Here is a 13062-nt window from a genome sequence, read left to right as displayed (position 1 = left end):
TGCCAGGTATGAATGGGATGGCCGGCGGAATGCACCGGACGGCCAGCTATCAATCATAGCGGAAAGTCAGCGCCTTCGCCGCCTGACCAGCGGCGCTGGCTGATGCAGCTGTTCAGTGCAGCGGTTCATCCCTGGGGCGCAGCTCCCAGAAGGCGACGGCGGACGCCGCCGCGACGTTGAGGGAGTCAACGCCCGCGCGCATCGGGATCTTCACGGCGAGGTCGACGGCGGCGAGGGTGTCCGCGCTCATCCCGGCACCCTCGGTGCCCAGCACCAGCGCGAGTTTCTCCGGCCGGCGCGCCGCCAGCGCGTCGAGGTCCAGGGCGTCGCCCGTAAGTTCCAGGGCGGCCACAGTGAAGCCCTCGCGGCGGAGCACCTGAAGGTCCCCCGGCCAGTCCGCCAGCCGGGCCCAGGGCACCTGGAACACCGTACCCATGCTGACCCGGACGCTGCGGCGGTACAGCGGGTCCCCGCAGCGCGGCGAGACGAGGACGGCGTCGATGCCCAGGGCCGCGGCGGAGCGGAAGATCGCGCCGACGTTGGTGTGGTCCACGATGTCCTCCAGCACGGCAACCCGGCGAGCGCCGGCGAGGAGCTCCGGCAGCGGCACGGGCTCCGGGCGTTGCATGGCCGCCATCGCGCCGCGGTGCAGGTGGAAGCCGGTGATCTCCTCCAGGAGCGCGGCGGATCCGATGTACACGGGGACGTCCGGGTACTGCGCGAAGATGTCCGCGAGGTCGGCGAGCCATTTCTCGGCGAGGAAGAAGGACCGTGGCGTGTGGCCGGCCGCAAGGGCCCGGCGGAGGACCCGGGAGGACTCGGCGATGTACATGCCCTCGGCGGGTTCCCGGAGCTTGCGCAGGTGCACGTCCGTCAGCTGCGTGTAGTCCGCGACCCGGGGGTCAGCGGCGGATTCAAGGCGGTGGAAGGTCACAGGCGGGTCATTTCAGCGGGAGCTCGTGCGGTCACGGGCTCGGGTTACTTGAACAGGTTGGCGATCATGAACCCCAGCGCGACGAGGCCCAGGACGAAGATGACACCGCGCAGCACCACCGGGGACAGCCGGCGGCCCACCTTGGAGCCGATCACGCCGCCGATCAGTGAGCTCACGGCGATCAGGCCCACGACGGTCCAGTCGATCCGGCCGGCGGCGAACAGCAGGTAGGAGGCCGCCGCCACCATGTTGACGGCCAGGACCAGGAAGTTCTTCATGGCGTTGGCGTTCTGGATGGTCCCGGTCATGAAGATGCCAAGGATCCCGACCAGCAGAATGCCCTGCGCCGCGACGAAGTAGCCGCCGTAGACGCCCGCGAGGTACACGAGGACCACAAGGAGGACGCCGTGGCGGCGGTCCCGGATGGCGTGTTCGGGGTTTTGCTCGCGGTCCCGGACCCACTGCTGCAGCCGGGGCTGGAAGGCGACCATCAGCAGCGCGAGCACGATCAGGACGGGGGCGGCGTAGTGGAAGACCTTCTCGGGCAGGTGCAGCAGCAGGTAGGCCCCGGAGATGCCGCCCAGCACCGAGGCGGGCAGCAGCTTAAGCAGTTGCTTGCCGCGTCCCGACAGTTCCTTGCGGTAGCCCCAGGCGCCGGCGGCGCTCCCGGCCACCAGGCCCATCGCGTTGCTGATGGACGCCGTGACCGGTGCGTAGCCGAGGGCGATCAGCACCGGGAAGGTCACCAGGGTGCCGGAACCGACCACACTGTTGATGGTGCCGGCCCAGAGCCCAGCGAAGAAAATGAAGACACTATTGAGGAACTCCACGCGCGGTCAGCGGCCCGGTCAGCGGCGCGCGGTGGCCGTGTACCGGCCGGCGGCAACGCTGACGTCCAGGGGCAGCCCGAACGTCCGGCTCAGGTTCTCGGCCGTGAGGACGCCTTCGATCGGGCCCTGGGCGACCACGCCGCCGTCCCGCAGCAGCATGGCGTGGGTGAAGCCCGGCGGGACCTCTTCGAGGTGGTGCGTGACCAGGACGATGGCCGGGGCGGCCTCGTCGCGGGCGAGTTCACTGAGCCGGTGCACGAGGTCCTCGCGGCCGGCCAGGTCGAGTCCGGCCGCGGGTTCGTCCAGGAGCAGGAGCTCGGGATCGGTCATCAGGGCCCGGGCGATCTGGACGCGCTTGCGCTCCCCCTCGGACAGCGAGGCGAACGGCCGGTTCAGCAGCGGTCCCATGCCCCACTCGTTCAGCAGGGCGAAGGCGCGGCGCTCGTCGTCCTTCTCATAGCCCTCGCGCCACCGTCCGGTCACGCCGTAGGCTGCGGTGACAACGACGTTAAGGACCTTCTCATGCTCCGGGATCTGGTTGGCCAGTGCGGCCGAGGACAGGCCGATCCGGGGCCGGAGTTCGAAGACGTCGACGGCGCCAAGGATCTCCTCGAGGATGCCGGCCATGCCGCTGGTGGGATGGATCCGCGCGGCCGCGAGCTGAAGCAGAGTGGTCTTGCCGGCGCCGTTGGGGCCCAGGATCACCCAACGCTCGCCTTCCTTGACCTGCCAGTCGACCTTGTCCAGCAGTGTCTTTGCCCCACGTACAACGCTGACGGCGGCCATTTCAAGAACATCACTCATAGGAGTAGACACTAGGACAAAACAGCGGACGACTGATAACCGGAGCGCCGGGACGGAGTCGGGCCCGCGCGGCGTGCCGGCGGCCCGGCTGCCGCGGCGTCACCGGAGCGCAACGAATTCGGGCCCGCATCGGCGTGATCGCTAGGATTGCAGCCATGAACCTGTTCGTGACCGCCGTGAGCTATGCCCCGAAACTGACCCATCCCGAGGTGCAGCGGCTCCGTTCGCTGCTCGCAGCCGCGGGGGTGGCGCTGGACGCGGAAACCCGCACCGGAGACGACCGCTTCGAGGTCTACACGGCCGACGGCAGCATGGAGCTGGCCCCCGGCCCAGACCACGGGCTGACGGCGCTGGCGGAACTGCGCCGGGCCGCGGCGGATCACGGCCCCGCCGGAGTGGACACGGCGATCGTCCCCGCCGCCCTCCGGAACGCGCAGCGGAAGTTCCTCATCATGGACGTGGATTCCACCCTGATCCAGCAGGAAGTAATCGAGCTCCTCGCCGCCTACGCCGGCAAGCGCGAGGAAGTCACGGCGGTCACGGAGGCCGCCATGCGCGGCGAACTCGACTTCGCCCAGAGCCTGCACGCGAGGGTGGCGGTGCTCGCAGGACTCCCGGCCGCCGTCGTCGAGGCCGTCCGTGCCGAAGTGAAACTGAGCCTCGGTGCGGCGGAGCTCGTGGCCGCCTTCCACGCCGCGGGCCATGTGGTGGCGGTGGTCTCCGGCGGCTTCAACCAGATCCTGCGGCCGATCGCGGAGGGCCTCGGACTGGATTACTGGGTTGCCAACGAACTCGAAATCGTCGACGGCGCGCTGACCGGAAAGGTCATCGGCGAGGTGATTGACCGGGCGGCGAAAGAAAAGTACCTGCGGGAATGGGCCGCCAGGGAAGGCATCCCGATGGAGCACACGATTGCCGTGGGCGACGGCGCCAACGACCTGGACATGCTGGGCGCTGCGGGGATCGGCGTGGCGTTCAACGCCAAACCGGCCGTCCGCGCGGTCGCGGATGCCGCCGTGAACATGCCCTATCTCGACGCCGTGAGGCACATCGCCGGCGTCTGAGGCGTTTCCCGGCAACCGGGAACAGCAGCGAAGGCCGGGGCGGTTGCCCCGGCCTTCGCCTGTTTACTGCGCTACGGCCGCGGTTCTCATTCCCGCGTGCCGAGGATGCGTGTTAGTTGCTGCTCTTGTCGAAGTAGTCGGATCCGCCGACGTACTCGGTGTGGCCGGATTCGACGTCGGCGGTGACCATCTTGGCGACCTCGGCGGCGAATTCCGTGACCGAATACAGCTTCCCTGCCTCGGCGCGGCGGGCCTCGATGGCGCCCGGGTTTGAGCGGTCCAGCAGGGTGGCCGTGACAGTGCCCTCGATCATGTCGCCGGAAACGACGACGAGGGAGATGCCCTTCTCGGCAAGGTTCGGGATGAGTTCGCGCAGTGCGTCCTCGCCGGCACGCTTGCTGCGGGCCACAGGCTCGTAGTTCTCCATGGTGGGCACGGTGTTGATGAAGTGCGCCTGGTGGCTCGTCACGAAGACCACCCGGGAGCCTTCCTGCATCAGCGGCACGGCAGCGTTGAGCATGTTCACCTGGGCGTCACGGTTTAGCTTGAGCGCGTAGCCCTCCTCCATGCCGGATTCCATCCCGCCGGAGGCGTTGAGGACCAGGACATCCAGCGAGCCGAAGTTCTCCATCGCGGCGCTGGCCAGGGCCTGGACGCCTTCCTGGGTGGTGAGGTCGGCGCCGACGGCGGCGGCACGGCCGCCGGCTGCCTCGATCTCCGCAACCACCTTGTTGGCGCGGGGCGCCTTCTGGCGGTAGTTCACGACGACGGCGGCACCCTCAGCGGCGAGGATCTTGGCGACTTCGGCGCCGATGCCCCGCGATGATCCGGTCACGATTGCAGTCTTGTTGTCCAGCAGTCCCATATGAGCTCCTTTGTTCCAAACGTCCAAAAACGGTGAGTCTGCAGTCCATCATGCCAGCGGTGCGGGTGTTTTTCGTTGTCCGGGTTCCACAAAGAAGCCGCAACCGGCTAGTTCCGGCCCGGCCCGCGGGCGTACGATCGCGGGCATGGAACGACCGTGCGGAGTGTGCCGGAAGGCCGGGCAGAGGTCCCGATATCAGGGGTCCCGGTGCCGCGGGGCGTGAGTGAGGAGTCCACACCGGAGCAGGTCTTCAGCGGCTCCCCCCTGGGGCTGGAACTGTTCCATGCCGTGGAAAGGCTGCTGGCCGTGCCCGCGCCGCCGGTGCTTCGCGTGACGAAAAGCCAGGCGGCCTTCCGGGAGAAGCGCGGTTTCGCGTACGTCTGGTGGCCGGGGCGGTACCTGGATTCCCGAGTGCCCGCCGTGCTGTCGATCGCACTCCCGCGGCGCATCGATTCCGCCAGGTTCAAGGAGATCGCCAACCCGTCACCCGGGGTGTGGATGCACCATCTGGAGCTACACAACGAACAGGAGCTCGACGCCGAAGTTGCCGGCTGGCTGCGGGAGGCTCGCGCTGCGGCGGGCTGAGGCCCGTGCAGCGGCGGCGCCGGGCGGGCTCAGCCCTTGCCGGCGGCCTCAGGCGGTGCGGGGCAGCTGGTGGCAGCACGGGGGCGGGCGGACCGGATGGTCCGCCCGCCCGGCCGCGTCGCCTGCTACATGTGGTCGATCCGGATCTTCTTGGCCGTCGTGTCGGGGGCGGTAACGGGGGCCGGTGCCCGGACCTCCAGCACGCCGTCCTTGTAGGTGGCCGTGATGTCCTCTTCCTTGGCGCCCGGCGGCAGCGCAACACTGCGCGAGAAGGAGCCGTAGCGGAACTCCGAGCGGTAGCCGTCCTTGCTCTTGTGCTCGGTTTTCTCCTCACGCTCCGCCCTGATGTGCAGCATGCCTTCGCTCACGGAGACGTCGACGTCCTTGTCGGGATCAATCCCCGGAACCTCCGCGCGCACCACCAGGGTGGTGCCGTCCACAAACTGTTCGACCTTGATGGACGGTGTCATGGTCAGGTCCCCGTCGAGGAAACGCTTGATCGGATCCAGCACGTCCGACGGGACCCACTTGTTCAGTTCAGCCACGATTGTCCTCCTGATTCCATGCCCCTGCCGAGGTGTGGTCAGGGGCTGTAGCCCCATTACACACCGCGGCAGCGCCCGCGCTAAGGGCTGAAAGTCCTAGTGGCCCATGCCCAGGCCGCCGTCGACCGGGATCACGGCGCCGGAGATGTAGGCGGCCTCGTCGCTGGCGATCCAGCGGACCACATTGGCGACCTCGGAGGCCTCCGCGAAGCGGCCGGCGGGAACCTTGGAGAGGTAGTCCTTCGCGGTTGCTTCGGCCAGTTCCGCCGTCATGTCCGTGTTGATGAAGCCCGGGGCCACGACGTTCGCGGTGATGCCGCGGGCGCCCAACTCGCGGGTCAGCGAGCGGGCGATGCCGACGAGGCCGGCCTTGGACGCCGAGTAGTTGATCTGGCCGGGAGCGCCGTAAAGGCCCGAGACGGAGGAGATGAGGACCACCCGGCCCTTGCGTGCCCGGATCATGCCCCTGGAAGCCCGCTTGATCACACGGAAGGCGCCGGTGAGGTTGGTGTCGATGACCGAGGTGAAGTCGTCCTCGCTCATGCGCATCAGCAGCGTGTCCTTGGTGATGCCGGCGTTGGCCACCAGCACCTCGACAGGGCCGTGGGCCGCTTCCACTTCGGTGAACGCGGCGTCCACGGAGGCCTCGTCCGTGACGTCGGCCCTGACGCCGAGGATGCCTGCCGGCAGCGAGGACTCGCTGCGGTACGTGACGGCCACCTTGTCGCCGTTGGCGAGGAAGGCTTCGGCGATGGCGAGGCCGATTCCACGGTTTCCGCCGGTGATCAGGACACTGCGGCCGGTGGTTGCTGTTTCAGACATGGTGGGGCTCCGGAATTCTGCGGCGGGGCGGTGCCGCGCTGGGGGCGGGATTTTCCTGCCTCCGATCTTAGCGCCCGGTGCCGCCCGCGTTTGGGCGGCTCTCCCGTTGGTGAGAGAATTGCAGTAAGCCTTGGGAGCGTGATCTAACAGCCTTGACACTCAAAAACCGACCCGGTGTACCTGTGCCCGGGAGCCCGGACGTACCGTCCGGTGATTCCGAGGTTCACAGCATCACGGACGCCGCCGCCGCGCACTCCGAAGAGATGCGCCAGCGGATGATCAAGTACGCCGTGGCGATGGGTATCCGCATGGTGTGTCTGATCCTGATTTTTGTCGTGGACGGCTGGCTGAAGATCCTCCCGGTCATCGGGGCCGTGTTCCTGCCCTGGTTCGCCGTCATCATCGCCAACGGCAGCGACACGGCGGAAGTCCATGCCGACTCGCTGCTGGACTCCGCGCCGCTGGCCCAGCTCGATGCACCGGCCGCCGGGCCGGCCGGCCAGGGCGGCGCGGCGCCGGACGACCCGTCGATGACGCTGCTGCAGGGCGAACTCGTCGACGAAGATGACTCCCCGACGGATGGCCGCGGCGGTCCGGAAGTCCCCGGCGCCCCCGGAGGCCCCGACGTCCCCGGCGGACACGCCGACGACGACGGCGGCCGCGGAAGGGCCGCGTCATGAACCTTTTTGACCTCACCGGGAACGGCGGGGCCGCCGGACCGGCGGAAGCCGTCTGCTCCCGCAAGGCGTGCCGGAACGGCGCCGAATGGCAGCTGCTCTGGAACAACCCCAAGATCCACACCCCCGAACGGCGCAAGATCTGGCTGGCCTGCGGAGAGCACCGGGCCTGGCTCGAGGACTATCTGCAGACCCGCGGGCTCTGGAAGGACACCGTGGCATTGAACCCGGCAGGCAGGGCAGGCTGAATGTACCGTTTTCTTTTCTCCAGCAAGTGGCTGGGGTATCTGTTGCTGGCCGCGATTTTTGCCGCGGCCTGCGTCGGACTGGGCCGCTGGCAGATGGACCGCCGCGCCGAGACGCTCGCCGAGATCAACCGGGTCACCTCGAACTATTCCGCCACGCCCGTGCCGTTCGCCCAGGTCAAGGACCAGTTCAGCTCGCTGGCGGCGGAACGCGAGTGGACCCAGGTGGAGCTGAAGGGCAGTTACGACGTCGCCGGGCAGCGCATCGTCCGCAACCGCCCGCTTAACGGTCAGCCCGGCTACGAAGTTGTCGTCCCCTTCAGGCTGGTCACCGGCGAGACCGTCGTGATTGACCGCGGCTGGTTGCCGATCGGCAACAAGAACCCGGGCAGCCCCGACGCGGTCCCTGCGCCCCCGCAGGGGACCGTGACCGTCGTCGCCCGGCTCAAGCCCGCCGAGCCCGAGCTCCAGCGCGGCGCCCCGGACGGGCAGCTGGCCTCCATCGATCTCGCCGGGTACTCCGCGGAACTGGGCTACCCCCTGCTGACGGGCGCGTACGGGCAGCTTGCCTCGGAGAGCCCGGCTGCAGCGGACATGCCCTTCCCGTTCCCCAAGCCCTCCACCGAAGAGGGCACCCACCTGTCCTACTCGCTGCAGTGGTTCGCCTTCGGCGTGCTGATGTTCATCGGTTTCGGCTACGCGGCCCGCCAGCAGGCCCGAAACGCCGCCATCGACGCCGAGGACGCCGAAGCCCAGGCCGCCGACGCCGACGCTGTCTTTATGCACTCCAGCGGCCCGGTGGCCCGCCGTCGCCCTGCCCCCCGCAAGCGGAAGAACGCGACCGCGGAGGAAGAGGAAGACGCCATCCTGGACGCCCAGGGGCTCTGAGGAGTGGCCCCCGTGGTCCCGGAGCCCGTGGCCCGGGTAAAGCACGCACTGAACGCGCTCGGCGCCGAGGACACCGTCACGGTGTTCGATTCGACCGTCCCGACGGCGGCCGCGGCGGCTGCGGCGCTGGGCTGCGAGGTCGCGGCAATCACCAACAGCCTCGTGTTCGACCTTGAGGGCGCGCCGCTGCTGATCCTGGCCAGCGGCGCCGCCAGGGTCGATGTCCGGAAGGTCGCCGCGCAGCTGGGCGCCGGAAGAATCCGCCGGGCCTCCCCCGAGTTCGTCCTGGAACACACCGGCCAAGAAGTGGGCGGGGTGGCCCCGGTCGGGCATCCGGCGAAAATCAAGACGCTGCTGGACGAGTCGCTGAAATTCCACCCGGTCCTCTGGGCCGGAGCCGGAGACCACCACTCGATGTTCTCCATCAGCTACGGCGAGCTACAGAGAATCACGGCCGCGGAGGAAATGCCCGTCCGCTGACCCAACTGACTCGCAGTTGTGGCCGTTTTGAGGGCTCTAAACGGCCTCACATGCGAGTCAGTTGGGTAGGCTACGCGAGGGTGATGAGGTCCAGGTAGTCTTCGTTCCAGTGGTCCTCGATGCCGTCCGGCAGCAGCACCACGCGCTCCGGATTCAGCGCCTCAACGGCACCTTCATCGTGGCTCACCAGCACCACGGCGCCGGTGTAGTTGCTCAGGGCGCCGAGGATTTCGGCGCGGCTGGCGGGGTCGAGGTTGTTGGTGGGCTCATCGAGCAGCAGCACGTTCGCGCTGGACGCGACGATGGTGGCCAGGGCCAGGCGGGTCTTCTCGCCGCCGGACAGCACACCGGCGGGTTTGTCGACGTCGTCGCCGGAGAACAGGAACGAGCCCAGGATGTTGCGGACTTCCGCGTCATTCATGTCCGGGGCGGAGGAGCGCATGTTCTGCAGCACGGTCCGGTCCACGTCCAGCGTCTCGTGCTCCTGGGCGTAGTAGCCCACCTTCAGGCCGTGACCCGCAACGACCTGTCCGGTGTCCGGCTTGTCGACGCCGGCGAGCATCCGCAGCAGGGTGGTCTTGCCGGCGCCGTTCAGGCCCAGGATGACAACCTTGGAGCCGCGGTCGATCGCGAGGTCAACGTCGGTGAAAATTTCCAGTGAGCCAAAGGACTTGCTGAGGCCGTCCGCGGTGAGCGGGGTCTTGCCGCAGGGCGACGGATCCGGGAAGCGCAGGGCTGCCACGCGGTCGGTCGCGCGGACGGCTTCGAGGCCGCCCAGCAGGCGTTCGGCACGCTTGGCCATGTTCTGCGCGGCGACGGCCTTGGTGGCCTTGGCGCGCATCTTGTTGGCCTGGTCGAAGAGGACCTGGGCCTTCTTCTCCGCGTTGGCGCGCTCCCGCTTGCGGGCACGCTCGTCGGTTTCGCGCTGCTGGAGGTAGCGCTTCCAGTCCATGTTGTAGAAGTCGATCTGCGCACGGTTGGGATCGAGCAGGAACACCTTGTTCACGGTGGCCTCGAGCAGCTCCGTGTCGTGGCTGATCACGATCAGGCCGCCTTGGTGGTTCTTCAGGAACTCGCGCAGCCAGGTGATGGAGTCGGCGTCGAGGTGGTTCGTGGGCTCATCCAGGAGCATCGTTTCGGCGTCCGAATACAGGATGCGGGCGAGCTCCACACGGCGGCGCTGGCCGCCGGAAAGTGTCTTGAGCGGCTGGTTCAGCAGCCGGTCCGGGAGGGCGAGGTTGGAGCAGATCGCTGCGGCCTCGGCCTCGGCGGCGTAGCCGCCGGCAGCCAGGAACTCGGATTCGAGCCGGTCGTACCGGTTCATCGCCTTGCGCTGGACCTCGGCGTCGTCGCTCGCCATGTCCTCGTGGGACTGCCGGAGTTTGCCGACGGCGATGTCCAGGCCGCGGGCGGAGAGGATCCGGTCGCGGGCGAGCTGTTCCATGTCCGGGGTCCGGGGGTCCTGCGGCAGGTAGCCGATCTCACCGCTGCGGGTGACCTTTCCGCCGGCGGGCAGGCCTTCGCCCGCGAGCACCCGGGTCAGCGTGGTCTTGCCTGCACCGTTACGGCCCACAAGGCCGATCTTGTCTCCCTTGTCGATCCGGAAGCTCACCTGGTCCATAAGGAGGCGGGCGCCGGCGCGCAGTTCGAGATCCTGGACGGTAATCAATGCAGCTAAGGCCTTTCACAACAGGGAACGCCGCGGCACAACGGTGGTATCTGAAGGGGGCCGGGGCAGTGTGGCCGAGAGAACGGCCTCTCTAAGTCTACCGGCCCTGCCTCCGCCCGTTGACAAGTCCCCCGCCGGCTGCCGGAAAACCCGGACGACGGCGGTGCCGGACGTGCGGCTGCCCGGCGCCGCCGGAGGCCGTTGGTGCGGCCCTCCAGCTACCGGGCCCCCGGTTAGTGGAGCCCCTACAAAAAACCCGTCCCGGCATGCTCGTAAAGTCAGAATCAGCAGCAGTACCGATTCACTCGCGATAGGAACTCCCCATGACGCAGACCGCCGGCAGCTCAGCCGCCACCCCCTCCCGGCAGCGGAACCGCTGGAACGCCACCGACCTCGGACTGATCGCGGTCTTCGCCGCGCTCGTGGCCGGCTCCGCCCTGATTGCCGCCATTCCGGTGGCCGGGATGGGCGTTCCCATCACCGTGCAGACGCTCGCTGTGATGCTCACCGGCCTGGCCCTGGGCCCCGGCAGGGCGTTCGCCGCCGTCGGGCTCTACGTGCTCCTCGGTCTCGCCGGGCTGCCGATCTTCAGCGGCGGACGCAGCGGGCTCGGGGTCCTGGCCGGTCCCTCGGCGGGCTACATCATCGGCTTCGTCTTCGCCGCGACGGCGGTGGGCTGGCTGACCGTCCTCGTGCTGCGCCGCACGGCAGGCCGTCCCGGCAGGCTGCGCGCGGTCCTGCTTTTCGCGGCCGCAATGGTGAGCAGCATCATCTTCGTCCACGGCCTCGGCATCCTCGGCATGGTGGTCAACGCAAAGCTGGACTTCTCAAAGGCGTTCCTCGCGGACCTGGTGTTCTACCCGGGAGATGTGATCAAGAACGTACTGGCCGTGACCATTGCACTGGCCCTGCACAAGGCGTTTCCGGATCTGCTGATCCGCCGCGTCCGGACCGGGGCCGGAGCCCCGGCAGGCGCGCCCGCTCCCCACGCCACGGTGGATCACCGGCCGTGAGCATCATCTCGCTGGACCGGGTTGCGGTGCGGGTGGCCGTTGACGGCCGCCCCGGGCCGAAGACCCTGCTGGCGGAGCTTACCCTGCGGCTCACCGAGCAGCGGATTGGCATCATCGGCGCCAACGGCTCCGGCAAGTCCACCCTGCTGCGCCTCCTCAACGGGCTTGTGCTGCCCAGCAGCGGGACCGTGACGGTGGACAAGTGGGACACGGTCCGCGCGGTCCGGGAGGTGCGTCGGCGCGTCGGTTTCGTTTTCACCGACCCGCTGTCCCAGCTGGTCATGCCGACCGGGCGGGAGGACGTGGAACTCTCCCTCCGCCGCTCGGTCCGGAACGCCCGCGAACGCAGCCGCCAGGCGGAGGCAACCCTGGACCGCTTCGGGCTGCTGCCGCTGGCCGACCAGAGCATCTACGAGCTTTCCGGCGGGGAGCGCCAGCTCTTGGCCCTCGCCGCGGTCCTCGCCGTGGACCCGGAGGTGCTGGTCCTGGACGAGCCGTCCACCCTGCTGGACCTGCGCAACCGGGAGCTGCTGCGCCGGACCCTGGCCGGCCTGGGCCAGCAGGTCATCCTTTCCACCCACGATCTTGGGCTCGCGCTGGACCTCGACCGGGTCCTTGTGGTCGACGCCGGCGCGGTGGTGTTCGACGGCGGGCCGGCCGCCGCCGTCGCGCATTACCGGGCGCTGTGCGCGGCGGGGCTCCCGGCTTCCGGGGCGTCGGACGAGGCCCGGCCGGGGGCGGAGGGTCCGCACGGTGGGAATCCGGACCTGGCGCGGCAGCATCCGGGGCAGCCGTGAGCGGCCACGGCTTCCTGCTGGCCAACTATGTGCCGGGCAACTCCCTGCTGCACCGGGCGCCGCTGTGGCTGAAGTTCCTGCTGGTCGTCGGCTGCGGTATGGCGTCGTTCCTGATTGTGGACTGGGCGGTGGCCGCCGCGGCCCTGGCCGTGATGTGCACCCTGTTCCTGCTCAGCGGGGCGGGCGTGTCGCGGTTGTACCGGGCGGTCCGGCCCGTGCTGCCGGTCCTGGCGGCGATCGGGCTGTTCCAGTGGTGGCAGCTCGGCGGCCCGACCGCGGCGCGGATTGTGCTCAACGTGCTGGTCTGTATTGTGGCGGCGTCCATCCTCACGGCCACCACCCCGGTGCAGCGTCTGCTCGACGGTGTGGCGTCCCTGGCGAAGCCGTTCCAGCGCTTCGGTGCGGATCCGGAGCGCTTCGCACTGACCATCGCCATCATGCTGCGCAGCATCCCGTTCATCGCCGGCGCCTACAGCGATGTGCGCGATTCCGCCCGGGCCCGCGGGCTGGAGCGCAACCCCCGGGCCCTGATCCTCCCGGTCTTCATCACCACCGTCGCCTTCGCCCGGCAGACCGGCGACGCGCTCGCCGCCCGCGGCCTAGGTGAGGCGGACGCGGAGGAGCATGCACCCCCGCCCGCCCCTGCCACGGGACATGCCCTCCCCTGACCCTGCGCTCCCACCGGACATGCCCTCCCCTGTGCGCGGCGAGTGGACATAGGCCCACTATGTCCACTGGGCAGGCCCAGGACTGGGCATGTCCCCCGGAGGGGTAGCGGGGATCCGGGCTCCGAAACCGCGGGACCACCGGACATGCGCCCGCCTGACCGCGGCGAGCGGACATA

The 13062-nt window shown here is 68.9% G+C and carries 16 protein-coding genes; 9 read left to right on the top strand and 7 right to left on the bottom strand.

Annotated features, from left to right (window positions below; translation table 11 throughout):
- Window positions 1-112: 112 nt before the first annotated feature.
- Genes AC06G6_RS09765 through AC06G6_RS09755 form a run of 3 tightly spaced genes read right to left on the bottom strand, consistent with a single transcriptional unit; the run spans window position 113 to window position 2568 of the window.
- A complete protein-coding gene (locus AC06G6_RS09765; RefSeq protein ID WP_479828482.1) occupies window positions 113-934 on the bottom strand; it encodes a TrmH family RNA methyltransferase in 822 nt (273 codons plus the stop codon).
- A gap of 44 nt (window positions 935-978) precedes the next feature.
- Window positions 979-1764 carry a sulfite exporter TauE/SafE family protein gene (locus AC06G6_RS09760; RefSeq protein WP_479828481.1) on the bottom strand — a complete coding sequence of 262 codons (786 nt, stop codon included), beginning with the start codon at window positions 1762-1764 and terminating at the stop codon, window positions 979-981.
- An 18-nt stretch (window positions 1765-1782) separates the two neighbouring features.
- Entirely contained in the window at window positions 1783-2568 is a 786-nt protein-coding gene (locus AC06G6_RS09755; protein ID WP_479828480.1) for an ABC transporter ATP-binding protein, read from the bottom strand.
- A gap of 155 nt (window positions 2569-2723) precedes the next feature.
- Between AC06G6_RS09755 and serB the strand changes: the two genes are divergently transcribed.
- On the top strand, window positions 2724-3632 hold the full coding sequence (serB, locus tag AC06G6_RS09750; RefSeq protein ID WP_479828479.1) for a phosphoserine phosphatase SerB: 909 nt from the start codon (window positions 2724-2726) through the stop codon (window positions 3630-3632).
- 112 nt (window positions 3633-3744) lie between these two features.
- Here the strand turns inward: serB and AC06G6_RS09745 are convergent, their stop codons facing one another.
- A complete protein-coding gene (locus AC06G6_RS09745; RefSeq protein ID WP_479828478.1) occupies window positions 3745-4497 on the bottom strand; it encodes an SDR family oxidoreductase in 753 nt (250 codons plus the stop codon).
- 219 nt (window positions 4498-4716) lie between these two features.
- On the opposite strand from AC06G6_RS09745, the gene AC06G6_RS09740 reads away from it, so the two are divergent.
- Window positions 4717-5082 (top strand): DUF5655 domain-containing protein, encoded by a 366-nt coding sequence (locus AC06G6_RS09740; protein ID WP_479828477.1) that lies wholly within the window; start codon window positions 4717-4719, stop codon window positions 5080-5082.
- A 125-nt stretch (window positions 5083-5207) separates the two neighbouring features.
- On the opposite strand, the gene AC06G6_RS09735 is transcribed toward AC06G6_RS09740, so the two are convergent.
- Together AC06G6_RS09735 and fabG are read right to left on the bottom strand one after the other, a co-directional pair.
- Complete coding sequence (locus tag AC06G6_RS09735) at window positions 5208-5627, bottom strand: Hsp20/alpha crystallin family protein (protein ID WP_479828476.1); 420 nt, start codon at window positions 5625-5627, stop codon at window positions 5208-5210.
- Window positions 5628-5723: 96 nt separating this feature from the next.
- Window positions 5724-6449 carry a 3-oxoacyl-ACP reductase FabG gene (fabG, locus tag AC06G6_RS09730; protein ID WP_479828475.1) on the bottom strand — a complete coding sequence of 242 codons (726 nt, stop codon included), beginning with the start codon at window positions 6447-6449 and terminating at the stop codon, window positions 5724-5726.
- Window positions 6450-6631: 182 nt separating this feature from the next.
- Here fabG and AC06G6_RS09725 point away from each other — a divergent pair, with 182 nt between their 5' ends.
- From AC06G6_RS09725 to AC06G6_RS09710, 4 genes are read left to right on the top strand one after another with little or no spacing between them, the layout of a single operon-like run.
- Window positions 6632-7129, top strand: a complete 498-nt coding sequence (locus AC06G6_RS09725; protein ID WP_479828474.1) for a DUF3099 domain-containing protein — start codon at window positions 6632-6634, stop codon at window positions 7127-7129.
- Window positions 7126-7374, top strand: coding sequence for a hypothetical protein (locus AC06G6_RS09720; RefSeq protein WP_479828473.1), 249 nt, complete (start codon window positions 7126-7128; stop codon window positions 7372-7374). Before AC06G6_RS09725 ends, AC06G6_RS09720 begins: the two co-directional genes overlap by 4 nt.
- The gene (locus tag AC06G6_RS09715) at window positions 7375-8259 is read left to right on the top strand and encodes an SURF1 family cytochrome oxidase biogenesis protein (RefSeq protein WP_479828472.1); all 885 of its coding nucleotides are present in this window, start codon (window positions 7375-7377) and stop codon (window positions 8257-8259) included.
- 12 nt (window positions 8260-8271) lie between these two features.
- Window positions 8272-8739 carry a YbaK/EbsC family protein gene (locus AC06G6_RS09710; RefSeq protein WP_479828471.1) on the top strand — a complete coding sequence of 156 codons (468 nt, stop codon included), beginning with the start codon at window positions 8272-8274 and terminating at the stop codon, window positions 8737-8739.
- A gap of 70 nt (window positions 8740-8809) precedes the next feature.
- On the opposite strand, the gene AC06G6_RS09705 is transcribed toward AC06G6_RS09710, so the two are convergent.
- Entirely contained in the window at window positions 8810-10408 is a 1599-nt protein-coding gene (locus tag AC06G6_RS09705) for an ABC-F family ATP-binding cassette domain-containing protein (protein WP_282379235.1), read from the bottom strand.
- 323 nt (window positions 10409-10731) lie between these two features.
- On the opposite strand from AC06G6_RS09705, the gene AC06G6_RS09700 reads away from it, so the two are divergent.
- The 3 genes from AC06G6_RS09700 to AC06G6_RS09690 are packed head-to-tail and all read left to right on the top strand — an operon-like array spanning window position 10732 to window position 12886.
- The gene (locus tag AC06G6_RS09700; protein ID WP_479828470.1) at window positions 10732-11421 is read left to right on the top strand and encodes a biotin transporter BioY; all 690 of its coding nucleotides are present in this window, start codon (window positions 10732-10734) and stop codon (window positions 11419-11421) included.
- On the top strand, window positions 11418-12218 hold the full coding sequence (locus AC06G6_RS09695) for an energy-coupling factor ABC transporter ATP-binding protein (RefSeq protein WP_479828469.1): 801 nt from the start codon (window positions 11418-11420) through the stop codon (window positions 12216-12218). The genes AC06G6_RS09700 and AC06G6_RS09695 overlap by 4 nt, the downstream gene beginning before the upstream one ends.
- Window positions 12215-12886 (top strand): energy-coupling factor transporter transmembrane component T family protein, encoded by a 672-nt coding sequence (locus AC06G6_RS09690; protein ID WP_479828468.1) that lies wholly within the window; start codon window positions 12215-12217, stop codon window positions 12884-12886. The genes AC06G6_RS09695 and AC06G6_RS09690 overlap by 4 nt, the downstream gene beginning before the upstream one ends.
- Window positions 12887-13062 lie beyond the last annotated feature (176 nt).

Source organism: Arthrobacter sp. CJL-S3, from assembly GCF_056711635.1.
The sequence above is the reverse complement of the archived record's forward strand: the minus strand, read 5'-3'. Positions and strand labels throughout refer to the sequence as shown.

What these genes read in the sequence shown, in the direction of transcription:
- AC06G6_RS09755 (WP_479828480.1), bottom strand. Translation starts at nt 2,568, where the DNA reads ATGAGTGATGTTCTTGAAATGGCCGCCGTCAGCGTTGTACGTGGGGCA.
- serB (WP_479828479.1), top strand. Translation starts at nt 2,724, where the DNA reads ATGAACCTGTTCGTGACCGCCGTGAGCTATGCCCCGAAACTGACCCAT.
- AC06G6_RS09745 (WP_479828478.1), bottom strand. Translation starts at nt 4,497, where the DNA reads ATGGGACTGCTGGACAACAAGACTGCAATCGTGACCGGATCATCGCGG.
- fabG (WP_479828475.1), bottom strand. Translation starts at nt 6,449, where the DNA reads ATGTCTGAAACAGCAACCACCGGCCGCAGTGTCCTGATCACCGGCGGA.
- AC06G6_RS09720 (WP_479828473.1), top strand. Translation starts at nt 7,126, where the DNA reads ATGAACCTTTTTGACCTCACCGGGAACGGCGGGGCCGCCGGACCGGCG.
- AC06G6_RS09715 (WP_479828472.1), top strand. Translation starts at nt 7,375, where the DNA reads ATGTACCGTTTTCTTTTCTCCAGCAAGTGGCTGGGGTATCTGTTGCTG.
- AC06G6_RS09700 (WP_479828470.1), top strand. Translation starts at nt 10,732, where the DNA reads ATGACGCAGACCGCCGGCAGCTCAGCCGCCACCCCCTCCCGGCAGCGG.